Genomic DNA, 18050 nt, shown 5'->3' with positions numbered 1-18050 from the left:
GTGGCGGTAGTGTGGATTTATGCATGTTACGTTCCCATCTATTTTTAAATGGGAACTTCGCATCTCACTTATTTTCAGGCAACGTGTGAGCAGTCCACGCTTACCTGCTCGCTACAGGGAAGCGTGGTTTTATCACTGTCAGCCTCCCAAAAAAAGCGCCTCTTAATCATATTAAGAGACGCTGAATGCCCAATGTCAAAAGACGGGCGGAGATGAAAAAAAACGATGTACTAGAACATCGTGGTGGGCAGCAGCAAGGACAATATAGGAAACGCAATGAGCGCAATAAGGACCATGATATCCATGACCAAGAAGCGCAATACACCCATAAAGATGTCATACACCTTCACTGCCGGGGTGGTGACACTGGCGATCACAAACACGTTAAGTCCCACAGGCGGTGTTATCAAACTGATTTCGAGCAGTTTAATCACGACAACACCAAACCAAACGAGATCCAGTCCATAACCTTCTACCATTGGGATTAAGAACGGTAGCGTCAGTACTAAAATACCCAGTGGATCGAGGAACATACCTAACAGCAGATAGACACCGGCGATCATGACTAGCAACAACCACAGTGACACATCGGCAGACTCTACAATATCCACCAGCGCAGGAGCCATGCCGGTTAAGGCAACAAAGCCGACAAAGATTTTAGCACCCGCGGCGATAAAAAAGATCGAGGTAGTCTGGGTACAGGTTTCTTTTACCGATTGAACGAACTGTTTCCAATTCAGTTTCTTTTGTAAAACACCCACCAGCACGGCGACAAAAGCACTGATCGCGGCGGCTTCTGTTGCGGTAAAGATGCCGCCGTAAATTCCGCCAATGATAATCCCAAACAAAGTCAGAGCGGGCCAACATTTTATAGCCGCTTTACGACGATCACCCTTGACGAGTTGCACATCTGGAATAGGCGCCGCTTCAGGGTTACGTTTAACCCAAATATAGATAACCACCAAAAAGCCAGCCAGAGAAAGTAATCCTGGAATAACACCGGCCAAGAAGAGACGGTTAATCGACATTTCGGTAAAGATACCGTAGATAATGAAAAGCACACTTGGCGGAATCAATGAACCTAGGGTTCCGCCAACCGCAACTGTCGAGGTCGCCAAACGTTGATCGTAACCCGCCCGCAGCATCTCAGGGCAACAAATTTTACCCATTGCGGATGCACAAGCAATACTCGAACCGGTGATCGCAGAAAAACCACCACAACCAAATACCGACGCCATGGCGACACCACCAGGGACTTTCATCAGCCAAATGCGAGCCGCATGATAAATATCGGTTGTCATTCCGGTGTGATAAGCCACATGCCCTAATAAGACAAACAATGGAATCATACTCAGATCATAGGAGTGCACCAGATCAAAGGTATTAGCAAACACCATTGATAGGGTTGGTGCTATGGCGCGTTCGACTTCAAAGCCGCCGGAGCGTGTAGCAAAAATAATAAAAACAAAAGCAGTTGAAACGCCTGCAAGTGTGAAGGCGATAGGAATCCGAATCGCCAGCATGACTAGCGCACAACCGAATCCGATAAGACCTAACGTTAATGGATCCATGAATCAGCTCTCTTCAATGGTGTCGTGAACAGCATCGGTGCGTTTCACTAGATAATCGGCATCGGCTCGGATCGCCGCACGAAGGTCTGCGATACACACGATACTCAAGCGCAGAACAAACAACAGTGCGCCGAGGAAAAAGATAAATCGGCCCGGCCATTTTGGTAAATCCAAATCACCCCAAAAATAGCTGCCCGCTTCTACGGCATGTGCAAACTCGTTCCACCCGGCTACCGCCATCGGCAGTAAAATAACAAGACTTAAGGTAGAGCCAATAGCCAGAGTCCAAAGCTTTACACGCTCATTCATCCAGTTAAAAAGAAAATCAATCGTGATGTGACTATAGTTAGCGGTCACATAGGCTAGGGGCAAAAAGATAGCACCGACCATTAACTCACTAACCAGGGTCACATCGTCGGAAACGCCTGCGCCAGAAAACGTCCGCAAGATAACCGTGGTGGTTATCAATAAACCGAGGGCAACAATACACGCCCCAGCAATGGCCAATGCGCCTAGTTCTAATTTTTTAAGCATCACAGTTACCTCTACTATCCAAATAGCTATGAACCTGACGACCAACAGTATTCCGCCTGAATACCATCATTGGTTAACAAGAACCATCCCTAGTTCTCCCAAAAAAACTCAAGGAATTAATACCTTAGCGAGCCCAAGGATAGCCCTTTTCATTTAGCTCTTGAGTGTATTTTTCCAGCAAACCTCTATAACGGCTAACCATAGCATCACCATCTAAACCGCTTTGCGTCGCACGCTTAGCCCACTCAACGATATAAGGTTCGCCTACTTTAGATAGCTTTTCTGTATCTTCAGCAGACAGGGTGTAAAATTTAAGACCGGCATCTTTTAATGATTTCTCACCGGTAATTTCACCTTCCAAAGCACTTTTAGAAATGTGATCGACATAGTCGGCAGCAACCGCATCAAGTACCTGTTTCTGCGTTGCGCTTAGACGCTCGTAAGAGTTTGTATTGATGAACATACCCAGACCCGCGAACAGTCCCCAGTTTACTTTGGTCACGTTGCTGCTGACTTCATAATGCTTGAGGGCAGCGGAAGGCGCCAAATAGCTTTGAGTACAGTCAATCAGTCCAGTATCCAGCCCTTGGTAAGCTTTGTAGATACTCATATTGACGAGGTTTGCACCTAAATCACCAAAACCTTTACCGTAAGCGGAGATACCACGAATGTTCTTATCTTTAATATCATCCAGCGTGCGGATAGGGTCGCCTTTACATACCACAACAACCTTACCGGCACTGTGCGGAGCAACATAAGCGAGGTTCTGCGCAGCCAACTGGGCTTTAATGGCAGGATCTTGCATATGCTCATTCAATGCCCGTGTGCCAACCCAAGCGTCTTGGTTAACAAAAGGCATATCACCGATGCTGTAAGAGACAAGCTCTCTTGGAAAGTAACCCTGAATAATAGTACCCATATCAGCAACGCCGGTGGCCACTGATTGACGCGCCGCTTTAGCCTTAAAAAGTGCACCGCCCCATTGGATATTAATTTTTAGATCGCCACCCGAGCGCAACTCAACTTGGTCTGCAAACCACTGAGTATCCACAGCCCGCTGGCCACGGTTTGGACCTGGTTCGCCAAAGGTCAATACGGTAGAGGCGAATACTGGCACAGCGGTTAAACTCACTGCCGTCATCGTGCTGACAAGTGCCATCTTTTTTATTAGATTCATTCTCAATTCCTTACGGTTCGGTCTAAGCTTTGCTTGTTTTGATTATTTTCGCTGTGCGAAACGTAGTACCAATTTACACTATTAAAAGCAAAAATCAAGGCTATCGTATTCATTTATACAATCGTCTTTAATCGCTTTACGCCTAAGGTCTATACAATATTATTTTTGGGTTAAAAATCTTGATCATAGCGGTAATTACGGCATAAACAGGGGCAATAACGGCTTTCACTTCCGCTCGCGCTCATGATCATCTCTCCCTTTACAGGCACAGATAGAGCACGTATTAAGAGAAAATGACAAAAACACATGATTTTACTTAGCGGAATTTAGTTCTGATTTTTAGCATGACGTAATTATTAATTCAGTATCGATCTAACGGCGTCCTTATTCTGTAGTCCCATGCGCTATATGCATGCGCGTGACTCAGTCAGCGCAGCAGAGTGCTGATGATAAGCACCCTGCTGGTCATAGCGTTATCTAGCCTCAGTGACTGACTAATTGCGTGATAAAGGGCAACGGTGCCAGCGCTTCTTGCAGTCGCTGCCGTACCCCTTCAAGATCTACATGATGCAGCAACACCAGCACTCGCTGATCCTGCTCGATCTCAATCTTCGGTCTCATCGTTAGCCCATGCTCTAGACACATCACTTCAACCATGTCACGAACCACGGCTTCCGCCGCTAGCGCCCGTAAACGGGGTTTGTAAATTTTGCCAACATTGGTCATCGGCATTGCATCAAGCACTACCAATTTTTTCGGTCTCGCCGGTGGCTCATCAACCCCCGCAGCAGTGAATGCTAACAACTCCTCTTCAGTCGCACTGGCCCCTTCAATCAGTGTGACGAAAACCACCGGCAGCTCACCCGCATACGCATCAGGCGCACCGACGGCGGCAGCAAACTGAACGGCAGGATGAGCAGACACCACATCTTCAATCTCTTTCGGATCAATGTTATGGCCACTGCGAATGATTAAATCTTTAGAGCGGCCACTCAAATGTAGTCGGCCTTGATCATCGAGCCAGCCCAGATCTCCGGTCGCCAACCAACCATCATCGGTAAACGCGTGACCGGTCGACTGTGTATCAAGAAAACCAGAGAATAGATTAGGTGATTTAAATAACACCATACCTTGCTCACCCAACGGCATATCGTTGTCACTTGCACCACCTTCGCTATCCAGAGCCACGATACGTAACTGTGCATAGGGCAGTCTAAATCCAACACAACCAGTCGGCGCCACAACGCCGGGAGGAGTAATTGCCGAAATACCCGCCATCTCGGTCATCCCCAAGCTCTCGTGGGCATGCAGACCAAATAACCGCTCGAAGCGTTCGGTTAACTCAGGAGAAAGTGGCGCCGCACCGGTACGACAGTATTTGAGCGATGAGATATCAGCCCCATCGAGTGGCACATTAGCCAGCCCCGCTAGCACCGTTGGCACGGCAGATAAAACCGTGACTCGATAGGCTTCCACCAGGCGCCAAAAATCAGTGATCACATCACGGTTACGATACAGCGCTGTGGTTGGAATAATCGTTTCCATGCCACATGCAAGCGCTGTTAGCGCACCGGGTAAAACACCCGCAACATGAAACAACGGAAAACCATTGATAACGATATCTTGCGATGTACTACCCTGAAACTTAACACTGGCCCAGGCGGTAAAAACCTGCGCGCCATGTGAATGGCGTGCAAGCTTAGGCGCACCGGTTGTACCACCGGTATGAAAATACGCGGCAATTTCATCTGCTTCAATAATACGCCCGCTGACAAGATGATCAGTGGGTTGTTCAGCACGAGCAGCGGTAAAATCAATCACATTGTTGGGTAGATCAGACGGCAACGCGGCTTCATCATACGGGGCAACACGTAGCACATGGGTCAATGTGGGCACTTGGTTGCATATACGCATCGCTTTCGACCAAATACCACTGTCATCATCATTACCATAGGCAATCAACACCTTGGCACGCCCCGCATTCATCAACGAAATCAACTTTTCTTCGTTTAACAGCGGATTCAGAGGCTGCACAATCCCGGCCGCTTCACCGCCCCACAATGCGAGGTGATACTCTAAACAGCCCGGTAACATCACAGCCACCGCATCATCCGGTTTGACCCCAAGCTCATGCAGAAGGTTGGCCGTCTGGTTAATACCCGCTAATAATTCGTTGTATGTCCAACGAATAGGCTCCTCAGATAGGTTGGTGGTGCGCAGGAAAGTGAGTGCATTCCGCTCCCCAAACGCGTGCGCCGAATTTCGCATAATTTCATAGGTGCTGCGCACGGGCAATGCCTGCTCCAGCGGAATCTGTTCCAGTTGCTCAATATCGGCCAAACATTTGATCGGAAACGAAGGGGTAAAAGGTTTGTTTATTGTTGTAGTCTGTTTCTGCATTTTACTTCTCTCCAGTAGGTACAATTAAAAGGTGCCTACATGTTGGGATAATTTGGGCCGCCGGCGCCTTCGGGTGTCACCCAGGTAATATTCTGAGATGGGTCTTTGATATCACAGGTCTTACAATGAACACAGTTTTGCGAGTTTATCTGAAACGCTTTGTTGTGCTGCTCATCCTCGACTATTTCATACACACCTGCCGGACAGAAACGCTGTGCAGGCTCATCAAATAACACGAGGTTATGTGCCAACGGAATCGTGGCATCCTGAAGTTTAAGGTGACAGGGTTGATCTTCTGCATGATGGGTATTCGACAAAAAGACAGAAGACAATTTATCGAAGCTAAACACACCATCAGGCTTTGGGTAGTCGATTTTGTGGCATTCTGACGCGGGCTTCAGCTGCGCAAAATCAGGTTTAAGGTCATGCAAGGTAAAGGGTAACTTACCTTTGAAACAGTTTTGATCCAAATAGTTAAACACACCGCCAAAGACCATACCAAACTTATGCATCGCAGGGCCAAAATTACGTGAGCACTGCAGCTCTTCATTTAGCCAGCTACGCTTAAAGTCTTCACCGAATTGGGTCAAATCCTTGCCGCCCGCATCGCCACTCGCAAGGACACCTATTAATGTATCGGCAGCGATCATACCGCTCTTCATGGCCGTATGACTTCCTTTAATTTTGGCAAAATTCAAAGTGCCCGCGTCGCAGCCGATTAGTAGGCCACCAGCGAAGCTCATTTTCGGTAAAGAATTAAGGCCACCCTTAGCAATGGCACGAGCGCCATAGGACACCCGCTTTCCACCGTCTAAATATTGCTTGAATACCGACTGGTGCTTCATCCGCTGCATTTCATCGAACGGGCTAAGATAAGGGTTCTCATAACTAAGATCGGTGATTAACCCCAGCACGACTTGATTATTCTCGGCGTGGTATAAGAATGATCCACCCGCCGCATTTTTACCTAAAGGCCAACCGGCCCCATGAATAACCAGACCGGGCTTATGCTTTGCCGGGTCGATATCCCACAGTTCCTTAATACCTAGGCCATAGTGCTGAGGATCGCTATCACTATCAAGATTAAATCGGCTGATTAACTCTTTGCCTAAATGACCACGGCAACCTTCAGCAAACAGAGTGTATTTGGCATGTAGTTCCATACCCGGCATATAGCTATCTTTTGGTTGTCCATTTTCATCGACCCCCATATCACCGGTAGCAATCCCTTTGACTGCGCCATCTTCACAATAAAGAATTTCAGCGGCGGCGAAACCGGGGAAAATCTCAACCCCTAATGATTCAGCTTTTTCGGCCAGCCAACGCGTCAGATTGCCCAAACTAATAACGTAGTTACCTTCATTGTGCATCGTGCTTGGCACCATGCAATTAGGTATCTTGATGGCTTTCTGCTCATCTTTAAACAGGTAAATTTCATCGGCACTAACTTTGTCGCCTAATGCCAGCCCCTGCTCTTCCCAATCAGGAAAGAGTTCGTTAAGTGCACGAGGCTCAAACACCGCACCCGATAATATATGCGCGCCAACCTCTGAACCTTTCTCTACGACACAGACCATTAATTCCTGACCATTGACTTGAGCCTGCTGCATCAATCGACAAGCAGCAGAGAGCCCGGCGGGGCCTGCTCCAACAATGACAACATCAAATTCCATCGCTTCGCGTTGCACGATAGCCTCCAAATAATTATTTAGATCGTTACTGCCGTTAAAGCGTGCAATGACATCGCGACCCTCACGCTATAAGGGCAACACACCATTCATGACTCAACGTCTTTTATAAAAAGGCCCTAAGTAAAACTTAAGGCGAAGCCAGCACCGTTGAAAAGGTGCTGGTCTACCAGGGAAAACGCTATGAGATCATACAACTCAGAGGCTGTTCGCTAATTCAGGCACTGCATCAAACAGGTCATCGACCAAGCCAAAGTCGGCCACTTGAAAGATAGGTGCTTCTTCATCTTTATTAATAGCAACAATGACTTTAGAGTCTTTCATACCCGCTAAATGCTGGATCGCACCTGAAATACCGACAGCAATATAAAGATCCGGGGCAACAATTTTACCCGTCTGCCCTACTTGCATATCGTTGGGTGCATAACCGGCATCCACTGCGGCACGAGAGGCGCCTACCGCAGCACCCAGCTTATCCGCGACCTGCTCTAATAGGCTGAAGTTGCTACTATTACCCATGCCTCGACCACCCGAAATAATGACCTTGGCACTGGTCAGTCCAGGTCGATCCGATTGCGCCAGCTCCTCTTTAACAAAAGAAGACAAGCCTGCATCCGTAACCTTATCCAGCGATTTAATCGTTGCACTACCATCACACGCAGCGGCATCAAACCCCGTTGCCCGCACCGTAATCACCTTAACCTTATCCGTAGATTGCACGGTCGCGATGGCATTACCCGCATAGATAGGCCGCTTAAACGTATCGGCACTGACAACCGCTGTGATCTCAGAGATCTGCGATACATCTAAGGTCGCTGCAACCCTCGGCATAAAGTTCTTACCATTGGTGGTCGCTGGTGCTAGCACATGACTGTAATCTGCCGCCAACTCAGTCACTAACAGACTGATATTTTCCGCTAACTGATGAGCGTAGACCGCATGATCTGCGACCAGTACGCGGTTCACACCGCTAATCTTGGCGGCTTGTTCTGCAACTGCGTTGCAGTTCTCACCCGCAATTAATAAATCAACGTTGCCACCAATCTGGACAGCGGCGGTCACCGTGTTAAGGGTTTCATCCTTTAAGGACCCATTATCGTGTTCAGCAATAACCAGAATGCTCATATCAGATAACCTTTGCTTCATTTTTTAGCTTTTCAACCAACTCACTCACACTACCGACGAGCACGCCGGCACTTCGCTCTTGTGGGGATTCAACGAGTAAGGTTTTAAGTCCCGATATGACATTAACGCCGAAGTCAGCTGGCGTTTTAACATCCAGAGGCTTGCGTTTAGCTTTCATGATATTGGGCAAAGACGCATAGCGAGGTTCATTTAACCGCAGATCCGTGGTGATAATCGCGGGCAAATTCAGCGACAGTGTTTGTAGACCGCCATCGATTTCGCGCGTCACTTCAACGCAGTTTTCACCCACATTGATCTCTGAGGCAAAGGTTCCTTGAGACATGCCGGCCAGCGCCCCGAGCATTTGCCCTGTCTGATTATTATCGGCATCGATCGACTGCTTGCCTAAAATAACTAAATCTGGCTGCTCAACCTCGACCACCTTGGCTAACAACTTAGCAATGGCCAGAGACTCTAACGGCTCATCGGTTTCCACTAAAATACCGCGATCAGCCCCTAAAGCCATCGCCGTGCGAATTTGCTCCTGAGCCACCTTCGGCCCAATAGAAACGACGATTACCTCATCAGCAACCCCCTTCTCTTTCAGGCGAACGGCTTCCTCTACCGCTATTTCACAGAAGGGGTTCATCGCCATTTTTACATTGGCAAGATCAACACCGGATTGATCACTTTTAACGCGGACCTTGATGTTGTAATCAATCACTCGCTTAACGGCCACTAATACTTTCATAGCTCTACCTTACTATTATCGGTTGGCAACTCAGCCGGCAGCGGCTTTATTAACTAATGATTGCAAATGGTAATCACGCGAACCCAACTGATTATTAATACAGGTTAGACGCTTGAAAAAGTGCCCTACATCTAGCTCATCAGTAATGCCCATACCACCGTGAAGCTGCACCGCTTGCTGGCCAACTAAACGTCCGGCACTGCCAATCTTAACTTTCAACATCGATGCCACGCGGCTCGCTTCTGGACCACCTTTAGCCACTTCCATCGCGGCAAAATACACCATCGACTTCGCTTGCTCGGTTTCCATAAACATATCGGCTAAACGGTGCTGCAATACCTGAAAACGACTGATCGGCTGGTCAAACTGCTGCCGAGTCTTGATATATTCGGACGTCGCAGCTAGCAGTTTCTCCATGATGCCGACCGCTTCAGCGCCTAATGCGACAATCGCTTCGTTCAGTACCAACTCAATGGCTGGCGCTGCCGAATCGGCCTGGCCCAAAATAGATGACGCGGATACGGTTACATCAGTCAGACCAACATCAGCGGCACGAAGCCCATCATTCGTGGCATATCCACGCAACTGCACGCCGGCTGACTTAGGGTCGATCAAAAATAGAGTGATGCCTTCAGCGTCACCCATGACACCCGAGGTGCGGGCTGGCACTAATAAGTAATCTGCTGATTCAGCACCGAGTACCACCGCTTTATGGCCATTTAGTACATACTGGTCACCCTGCTTCTCAGCACGAGTTTTCGTTTGAGACACATCAAAAGAGGCTTGAGCCTCACTATGGGCCAAGGCCAGTTTCAGTTCGCCGGCAACAACCTGCTCAAGTAGTTCCAGTTTCTGAGCATCGCTCGCTTGCTTCTGAATCAGGTTCGCGCCTAGCAAAACGGTCGCGTAATAAGGTTCGACCAATAGGCCCTTACCAAACTCTTGCTGCAACACCATCGTGTCGACCAAATCACCATCCAAACCGCCATAGGCTTCTTTGATCGGTAGCGCTAACCATCCGAGTTCAGCAAATAACTTCCAGTTATCCTCACTGTATCCCGCTGAACTGTTAGATAACCCCCGACGGGTTTCAAAGTCATAGTCATTTTGAATAAATTTTGCTGCGCTATCCTGCATCATTTGCTGAATATCGTTCAGTGAAAAATCCATCACTATTCTCCTATAGCCCTAGCACTTGCTTGGCGATGATGTTCTTCTGAATTTCATTAGTTCCGCCGTAGATACTGACTTTACGATCGTTGTAATAAGTCGGTGCGGCTTTAGCGGCAAACAGTGGTCCGATTGACTCGCCATCGAAGCCTTCAGTGTACTGTTCAGGGACAAATGGCAAGGCGTAAATACCGGCGATTTCAAGTACCAGCTCATCCAACATCTGGATCATTTCTGAGCCTTTGATCTTCAAAATTGACGACTCAGGCCCCGGTGCTTTACCCGTTGAAACAGACGATAATACCCGCAGCTCGGTATACTCTAGCGCCTTAAGTTCAACTTCGATCTCGAGTAACCGAGCCATAAAGACAGCATTAGATTTGAGGTCTTCACCCCTTGCCGCTGCTTCATCAATCATTTTCTTAATCGAATTAAGTCGTGCCTTAGACTCAGCAACACGGGCAATACCTGTCCGCTCATGGGTCAGCAGAACCTTGGCATAGGTCCAACCCTTACCTTCTTCACCAATTAAGTTATTGGCAGGCACACGTACATCATCAAAATGCACTTCATTGACTTCATGGGTGCCATCGATAGTGATGATCGGCGTCACACTTACACCAGGCGTCTTCATATCAATCAGGAGAAAACTAATGCCTTGTTGCTTGCGGCCACTATCGTCGGTACGAACCAAGCAGAAAATCCAGTCCGCATGCTGACCTAATGTTGTCCATGTTTTAGTACCACTAACAACGTAGCTATCACCATCACGAACGGCTTTAGTCTTCACTGAAGCCAGATCGGAGCCAGCATTCGGCTCAGAATACCCCTGACACCACCAAACATTGGTCGCCAGAATATCAGGTAAAAAACGCGCCTTTTGCTCTTCAGAACCATAGGTGTAGATAACCGGTGCCACCATCGCCAAACCAAACGGAATAATGCGAGGTGATTTTGCTTCGGCGGCTTCCGTTGCAAAAATATACTTCTGCGTCGCTGACCAACCCGTACCACCGTGCTCTACTGGCCAGTTGATACCCGCCCAGCCTTGATCATATAAAGCTTTCTGCCAAACGATATGATCGTTTTTGGTGAGGTAGATACCCTTTTCCTGCTTATCCTTTACCGCAGCAGGAAACTTATGTTTAAAAAATTCCCGCACCTCTTCACGAAAGGCGAGTTCTTCGTTTGTAAAATCTACATTCATCTCTTCACTCCAGCCTAGAAATAGCTTCATTACAAAATATAGTACCAATATAAATCACAACAGACAACGAATTATGACTTTTATTTTCGCATAGCGAAACTGCAGTTCACGATAAACAAGTGTATTTAATCTCTTAAAGCAGCCCAGATAATCACGAAAGCAACCGTGAAAATGGCTCAATTAGGGCAATAATAGGGAGGTAATCAACGCAGGTGGGGCTAATCATGAATATAGTGACGGACAGAACGACAGTGATATAGACAATAGAGAGAGGTAAAGCAGGCAATAACGAATATGTAACATACAGCGCTATCGATGATGACTAGCGAGGGCTAATCGATCTCGCCTCAGATACTCAACGCGAGCAAACTGGCCAGTTACCTTAATGATCGAACCCAATAAGCAGAAAATGGGCTACCAGCCGTAGAGGCATGCTTGGCCTGCCGCTTCGTGTTAGCACTCAACGGCCTGGACCAAGGTTGTCACAACCTATCATTTCTTCAGTTTAGCACTCAGCTTTTGACGCACAGCGATAGATTCATCGGACTGCAGCATCTGATTAAACAACATAAACTCTTCTGTCATTCGCTCTTTCAGTACTTGATGCTGACCCTGCTTGAGTAACCGCTTAGTAATCGATAGCGCCTCAACAGGCTGTTGCGCCAGTTGCTCAGCTTTATCAAAACCGAATGCCTTGATATCTTGATCCGCCACAATGCGTGTCACGAAACCTGCATCAAGTGCCGTTTGAGAGGTGAAAAAGTCGCCTAACATCAATAACTCTGCCGCTAAACGATGTCCTGCCAATGCGGGCACCATTAAACTGGAGCCCGCTTCAGGACAAACACCCAGCGCAACAAACGGTAAGCGAAAGCGAGTCTCGGGAGCGGCATAAACCAAATCACAATGAAGTAAAATGGTCGCACCAATACCCACTGCCAAACCTGCAACAGCGGCCACGACCGGTTTACTGAAATCATGTATGACTTCTAACATGACCGCTGCCGGAGAGGGTTTACTTGGATCTCGATCATTAAAATCAGCGAGATCATTACCCGCCGTGAAGGCATCCGCCGTGCCGTACAATAAAACAGACTTAATTTGCTGGTCCTGTTCGGCTATTAAAAATGCCGAACGAATCGCATCATACATCGCACGATTAAGCGCGTTTTTCTTATCCGGTCGATTAAGACCAATCTGCATGACACCCTGTTCGCATGTAACATCAATAAATTCTGAATTAGACATTGTTTTTCACTCAATTGAAAAAACTTAAGCTGGTTCTCACCCGCCTCTCACTTACAATTTAGAGACAGAACTCATTCGCTGTAATGCTTCATTAGCCTGACTCTCGAGAGTGGCAATAATATCGGCCATCGGCTCAATCTGTTTTACAAACGCAAGTGCGTGCCCCGCAGACAACACACCACGGCTACAGTCACCGGTCACATAAGCTTCGCGGCCTATTTTTCCAGAAATGAGCGGCAGTAAGTCTTGAATAGTGACGTGCTCTAATTCAGCTTCTTTTGCTTGCACTAGCGCAGTTGTATCATTCTTAAGCGCGCGAACCGTGTTACGAATACTCGACATAATCAGGGTCGTATCTGACTCCGACGCGTTGATCAAATGACGCTTAAAGTCATCATGTGCCCAAATTTCCTCGGCAACCAGCAGCTTCGTGCCCATCACAACCCCTGAAGCCCCCATCATCATCGCCGCAGCGATTTGTGAGCCATGACCGACGCCGCCGCCAATCAGGTAGGGAATCTCAAGCTTCTCTAAAGCCATCGCCGAATTAACGAAACTGCCTATCATTTCCATCCCAGGATGCCCACCACACTCAGCACCAACGATCGAAACAGCATCGACACCGATAGCCTGCGCTTTGAGCGCATACTTAACCGCCGGCACTTTATGTAACACCTTCACCCCTGCCGCTTTTAGCATCGGCAAATAAGCTTCAGGATTGCGTCCCGATGTCTCTACAACTTTAATGCCTTCATCAATGATGATTTGAAAAACCTCTTCGGTTTTTTCACCCGGCACCAGCTTAGGCAGCATCGAAACATTAACACCAAAAGGAGCATCACCGCACAGTTCACGACACTTTCGAATCTCCGCGCGCAGATCATCTTCCTCAGGAAACATGGCCGCCACGATAAATCCAAGAATTCCAGCGTTAGCCGCCGCAGCCACATACTCTGCGTTGGCCAGCCACATTAAACCACCAGCAACGATCGGCAACCGAGTGCCAAAAAGTGCTTTAAAATCTCGGCCGGATTCGACACTAGACATTATCTTTCTCCCCATCCAAAAGCAGGGTTTAAGCTGCCCGGCCGCTAAGCCGAGACAGACCCTACTGATACAAACAATTATTATTTTGGTGTTATCAATGCTGTTCTGAAGCCCACTGAGAGAGAGTTTTACCCTCTTTCACCAACGTCTCAAGCAATGCTGAGGGAGCCCAATTCTGCTCACCGTGCAACTCACGATATTCGCAAAGAGTTTTATAAACAGTCTCTAAGCCAACGGTATCGGCAAAGAACATAGGTCCACCTCGATACACAGGGAAGCCATAGCCAAAGGCAAACACAACATCAATATCACTAGGCCGCTGCGCGACGCCTTCCTCTAGGATCTTGAACCCTTCATTGATCATGGCGAAGATTAAGCGGTTAACGACTTCCTCATCAGTTACATCGCGACGAGTGATGCCTTGCTTTTGCGCTTCCTCCTCAATCACTTGTAAAACTTCAGGGTCCGAACTGCGCGCACGGGTCACTGGGTCATACAGATAGTAGCCTGCCCCAACTTTCTGGCCGACACGTCCCATCTCTGCCAGCCTATCGGCAATACAGTAACTCTTAGGGTCGCCCTTCTCTTCATCGGTTAACGCCTGACGCGCCTTATAACCGATATCGATACCGGCCAAATCGCCGACTGACAAAGGCCCCATCGCCATGCCCCAATTCGTCATCACCTGGTCTATTTTTTCGGGCGTCGAACCTTCAATCAGACACAGCTGCGCTTCTCGCAAATACTGGCGATACATTCGGTTGCCGATAAAGCCATAACAGACACGGGATAACACAGGTACTTTTTTGATTTTTTGGGCTACAGCCATCGATGTCGCTAGCACGTCATCATTGGTTTTCTCACCTCGCACAATCTCCAGCAGCTTCATCACGTTTGCAGGGCTAAAGAAGTGCAAACCAATAACATCTTCAGGGCGCGAAGTTGCTGCGGCGATTTCATCCACGTTCTGGTAAGACGTATTGGACGCTAAAATAGCCCCCGGCTTACAGACCGAATCAAGCTTAGCGAAAACCTCTTTCTTGATTTCAATGTTTTCAAACACAGCTTCAATAACCATATCCACATCGGTTAAATCATCATAAGAGGTGGAACCGGTGACCAAACTCTGTCGCTTAGTAGACTCGGCTTCAGACAACCGACCTTTCTTGACGGTCGCTGCGTAGTTCTTACTAATGATATCCATGCCACGCTGTAGCGCTTCATCATTAATCTCTATCAAGGTTACCGGAATGCCAACATTGACAAAGTTCATGGCGATCCCGCCACCCATCGTGCCACCGCCGATAATACCAACAGATTTAATCTCTCGAATTGGCATATCCTTAGCTAAGCCTTTCACTTTAGCGGACTGCCTCTCAGCAAAGAACAGGTGCCGCATAGAAGCTGACTGAGATGAATCTCTTAGTTCAAGGAACGCTTCTCTTTCGCGTTGTAGACCCTCATCAAAGGGCAGACTCACCGCGGCTTCAACGCAGGAAACAATATGCTGAGGCGCCATTTGGCCACGGGCACGCTTAGATAAATTCGCCCGGTATTGGTCAAAAAGCCCTTCACTCACGGTGGACGGATCAATGACGATATCACGTACACGCTTCAACTCAGCATTCACGGCTAATAACGTGTTAGCATAGTCGAGTGCGCCGGCTAATAAATCACCCTCAACCACTTTATCGATCAATCCTAAACCTTCAGCCTTAGCCGCAGAAATAGGGTTACCAGACAGCATGAGATCCAGCGCCGCTTGAGGACCAATCAGACGCGGAATACGTTGTGTACCACCCGCGCCCGGGAGTAAACCAAGCTTTACTTCTGGCAAACCAATCTTCGCCGAAGACAAGGCACAACGATAATGACAAGTTAGGGCTGTTTCAAAACCACCACCGAGTGCCGTTCCATGAATAGCCGCGACGATCGGTTTTGTCGAATTCTCAATGGTGCTCAATAATTCAGGCAGCGACGGCGCGATTGGGGGCTTACCAAACTCGGTAATATCCGCCCCAGCAATAAAGGTGCGACCCGCGCAGATAAGCACCAATGCTTTAGATGCATCACTCTGTGCCGCTTCAACAGCCCCCTTAACCCCTTCGCGCATCGGCTGCGACAGGGCATTAACCGGTGGGTAATTGATAGTGATAACACCGATATCACCATGAAGTTCATATTCAACAACTGACATACAAGTAATCCTCACTCGTGACTCGAATTAAACACGCTCAATAACAACAGCAATACCCTGACCAATACCTATACACATGGTCGCGAGGGCGTAACGGCCACCGGTACGTTCAAGTTGACGTAATGCTGTTAATACAATTCGCGCCCCACTAGCACCCAATGGATGACCGATGGCGATAGCGCCACCATTTTGGTTAACACGAGAATCATTGAAATCTACTTCAAGCAATTTCATGCAACCCAACGCCTGAACAGCAAACGCCTCGTTAAATTCCAAGACATCCATATCCGCTAACGTTAGACCTGCGCGAGCCAGCGCTTTTTGTGAAGCGGGGACAGGACCCAACCCCATAACACGGGGGTCAACACCGGCGATGGCACCGGCTAAAATACGTCCACGAGGCTTAATACCCGCTTTTTCGCCGACGCTTTCATTACCAATAAGCAGCGCTGAAGCACCATCATTGATACCCGAGGCATTACCAGCCGTCACCACACCACCTTCAAACAGTGGGCGTAGTTTTTGCAGTACATCCATATCAGTGCTCGGGCGAGGATGTTCATCCGCATCAACAACTAACGCTGGCTTTTTACGGCCTTGAGGAACATCAACAGGAATAATCTCATCGGTGAAATAGCCGGCTGTGCGAGCAGCTTCATACTTGACCTGCGAAACAGCCGCAAACTGATCACTCTCTTCACGAGAGATACCTAAATCGGCAGCAATGTTATCTGCAGTCTCAGGCATTGAGTGGCCACCAAACTGACTGATAATGCGAGGATTCGTAAAGCGAGCCCCCATTGTGGTGTCGGCCAATACTTGACCACGATCAAATGAACTCGCTGACTTTGATAAAACCAATGGCGCACGGCTCATCGATTCAACACCACAGGCAACAAACAACTCACCTTCGCCACAGCGTACCCCACGGGCAGCATCTAAGGTCGCAGCTAGGCTAGAGCCGCATAAGCGGTTCACCGTCAAACCACCGGTTTCAATCGGCAAGCCAGCCAGCAAGCCAGCAAAACGGGCAATATTACGGCTATCTTCACCCGCTTGGTTGGTGCTACCTGCGATCACATCTTCATAAAGACCAAAATCGAAATCGTTGCGATCAACCAACGTCTTAATCACCTGAGCCAGCAAATCATCCGGACGCAAAGGTGAAAGTACACCACCATAACGACCAAATGCGCTACGACCACCATCATAAATAAAAGCACCAGACATATTAAACTCCAAAAATAACTTTAAGTTTTGCTCTGCGAAATATACTTTCACTTTAATATTTTTTAATATCACTTGCAACCCGAGTTTGAAATTTATGATTAGGTGTCTTAAAACGTTGAAGAGCTGTAAAGAGGATTATGAAAAAAAAGGTAGCTAGAATCGCCCGTGAAATCAGCGAAAACAGTGACAGCCAGAAATAGAAAAGTGATTCATTAACGATGCAAGCCGCTGCCTCTACCGCAACAAATAGGCAAAGAACTCTTATGAAAGACGAAACCTTACACACCTGAAAGAGGCCTAGTCCTAGACGCTAGGATCAAAAACCCCGCCCTGATAAAAAACGTTGTGAGGCTATCTAAAGTTGACCACTACCACGGACTAATCCGCAAAGTAGGTGCCATTAGCCAACGCTCATAGGGAGAAAAGAGCACCGCAACCCCACCTAGCGATAATACGCGCCAAGGGGAACAACGATTGTGCAACGAGCCAGTGAAAGAGCACGCCTATAACAACAATGATAGAGAAGACAATAACAAAATCTGAGGCTTGAAAATCGATAGTTAGAAACGAAGACTTTTCGTATTAAATAAAAAACACCTTAAATATCATGAATATAGTGTTTAAAATATCACCCTTAACAAATTAAGCCTCAGCAGTAAAACTGGCTGAGGCTAACAACAAACAGCTGATCGTTGATGATAGAAC

Annotated in this window: 13 protein-coding genes; all 13 read right to left on the bottom strand. The window is 47.8% G+C overall.

All coding sequences use genetic code 11. The features are described 5' to 3' along the window. Positions 1–230: 230 nt before the first annotated feature. Positions 231–1571: a TRAP transporter large permease gene (locus ACN0T0_RS18465; protein ID WP_417228209.1), complete on the bottom strand. Its 1341-nt coding sequence runs from the start codon at positions 1569–1571 to the stop codon at positions 231–233. Between the two features lie 3 nt (positions 1572–1574). Next, the gene (locus ACN0T0_RS18460) at positions 1575–2105 is read right to left on the bottom strand and encodes a TRAP transporter small permease (protein WP_417228208.1); all 531 of its coding nucleotides are present in this window, start codon (positions 2103–2105) and stop codon (positions 1575–1577) included. Between the two features lie 124 nt (positions 2106–2229). Then, the gene (locus tag ACN0T0_RS18455) at positions 2230–3282 is read right to left on the bottom strand and encodes a C4-dicarboxylate TRAP transporter substrate-binding protein (RefSeq protein WP_417228207.1); all 1053 of its coding nucleotides are present in this window, start codon (positions 3280–3282) and stop codon (positions 2230–2232) included. A 483-nt stretch (positions 3283–3765) separates the two neighbouring features. Then, positions 3766–5571, bottom strand: a complete 1806-nt coding sequence (locus ACN0T0_RS18450; protein ID WP_417228206.1) for an acyl-CoA synthetase — start codon at positions 5569–5571, stop codon at positions 3766–3768. Between the two features lie 146 nt (positions 5572–5717). Further along, positions 5718–7355, bottom strand: coding sequence for an electron transfer flavoprotein-ubiquinone oxidoreductase (locus tag ACN0T0_RS18445; RefSeq protein WP_417228210.1), 1638 nt, complete (start codon positions 7353–7355; stop codon positions 5718–5720). Between the two features lie 213 nt (positions 7356–7568). Then, entirely contained in the window at positions 7569–8495 is a 927-nt protein-coding gene (locus tag ACN0T0_RS18440; RefSeq protein WP_417228205.1) for an electron transfer flavoprotein subunit alpha/FixB family protein, read from the bottom strand. A 1-nt stretch (position 8496) separates the two neighbouring features. After that, complete coding sequence (locus ACN0T0_RS18435) at positions 8497–9246, bottom strand: electron transfer flavoprotein subunit beta/FixA family protein (RefSeq protein ID WP_417228204.1); 750 nt, start codon at positions 9244–9246, stop codon at positions 8497–8499. Between the two features lie 30 nt (positions 9247–9276). Continuing rightward, positions 9277–10416 (bottom strand): acyl-CoA dehydrogenase family protein, encoded by a 1140-nt coding sequence (locus ACN0T0_RS18430; RefSeq protein WP_417228203.1) that lies wholly within the window; start codon positions 10414–10416, stop codon positions 9277–9279. Positions 10417–10426: 10 nt separating this feature from the next. After that, positions 10427–11623, bottom strand: a complete 1197-nt coding sequence (locus ACN0T0_RS18425) for an acyl-CoA dehydrogenase family protein (RefSeq protein WP_417228202.1) — start codon at positions 11621–11623, stop codon at positions 10427–10429. Between the two features lie 492 nt (positions 11624–12115). Next, on the bottom strand, positions 12116–12871 hold the full coding sequence (locus ACN0T0_RS18420) for an enoyl-CoA hydratase-related protein (protein WP_417228201.1): 756 nt from the start codon (positions 12869–12871) through the stop codon (positions 12116–12118). A 51-nt stretch (positions 12872–12922) separates the two neighbouring features. Next, complete coding sequence (locus ACN0T0_RS18415; protein WP_417228200.1) at positions 12923–13918, bottom strand: NAD(P)H-dependent flavin oxidoreductase; 996 nt, start codon at positions 13916–13918, stop codon at positions 12923–12925. A gap of 94 nt (positions 13919–14012) precedes the next feature. Continuing rightward, the gene (locus ACN0T0_RS18410; protein ID WP_417228199.1) at positions 14013–16115 is read right to left on the bottom strand and encodes a 3-hydroxyacyl-CoA dehydrogenase NAD-binding domain-containing protein; all 2103 of its coding nucleotides are present in this window, start codon (positions 16113–16115) and stop codon (positions 14013–14015) included. A 27-nt stretch (positions 16116–16142) separates the two neighbouring features. Continuing rightward, entirely contained in the window at positions 16143–17345 is a 1203-nt protein-coding gene (locus tag ACN0T0_RS18405) for a 3-oxoadipyl-CoA thiolase (protein ID WP_417228198.1), read from the bottom strand. Positions 17346–18050 lie beyond the last annotated feature (705 nt).

Origin of the sequence: Amphritea sp. (assembly GCF_048266285.1) — a bacterium.
Taxonomy (GTDB): Bacteria; Pseudomonadota; Gammaproteobacteria; order Pseudomonadales; family Balneatricaceae; genus Amphritea.
This window is presented reverse-complemented; position numbering and strand designations above follow the sequence as displayed.

What these genes read in the sequence shown, in the direction of transcription:
- ACN0T0_RS18465 (WP_417228209.1), bottom strand. Translation starts at nt 1,571, where the DNA reads ATGGATCCATTAACGTTAGGTCTTATCGGATTCGGTTGTGCGCTAGTC.
- ACN0T0_RS18460 (WP_417228208.1), bottom strand. Translation starts at nt 2,105, where the DNA reads ATGCTTAAAAAATTAGAACTAGGCGCATTGGCCATTGCTGGGGCGTGT.
- ACN0T0_RS18455 (WP_417228207.1), bottom strand. Translation starts at nt 3,282, where the DNA reads ATGAATCTAATAAAAAAGATGGCACTTGTCAGCACGATGACGGCAGTG.
- ACN0T0_RS18445 (WP_417228210.1), bottom strand. Translation starts at nt 7,355, where the DNA reads ATGGAATTTGATGTTGTCATTGTTGGAGCAGGCCCCGCCGGGCTCTCT.
- ACN0T0_RS18440 (WP_417228205.1), bottom strand. Translation starts at nt 8,495, where the DNA reads ATGAGCATTCTGGTTATTGCTGAACACGATAATGGGTCCTTAAAGGAT.
- ACN0T0_RS18435 (WP_417228204.1), bottom strand. Translation starts at nt 9,246, where the DNA reads ATGAAAGTATTAGTGGCCGTTAAGCGAGTGATTGATTACAACATCAAG.
- ACN0T0_RS18430 (WP_417228203.1), bottom strand. Translation starts at nt 10,416, where the DNA reads ATGGATTTTTCACTGAACGATATTCAGCAAATGATGCAGGATAGCGCA.
- ACN0T0_RS18425 (WP_417228202.1), bottom strand. Translation starts at nt 11,623, where the DNA reads ATGAATGTAGATTTTACAAACGAAGAACTCGCCTTTCGTGAAGAGGTG.
- ACN0T0_RS18420 (WP_417228201.1), bottom strand. Translation starts at nt 12,871, where the DNA reads ATGTCTAATTCAGAATTTATTGATGTTACATGCGAACAGGGTGTCATG.
- ACN0T0_RS18415 (WP_417228200.1), bottom strand. Translation starts at nt 13,918, where the DNA reads ATGTCTAGTGTCGAATCCGGCCGAGATTTTAAAGCACTTTTTGGCACT.
- ACN0T0_RS18410 (WP_417228199.1), bottom strand. Translation starts at nt 16,115, where the DNA reads ATGTCAGTTGTTGAATATGAACTTCATGGTGATATCGGTGTTATCACT.
- ACN0T0_RS18405 (WP_417228198.1), bottom strand. Translation starts at nt 17,345, where the DNA reads ATGTCTGGTGCTTTTATTTATGATGGTGGTCGTAGCGCATTTGGTCGT.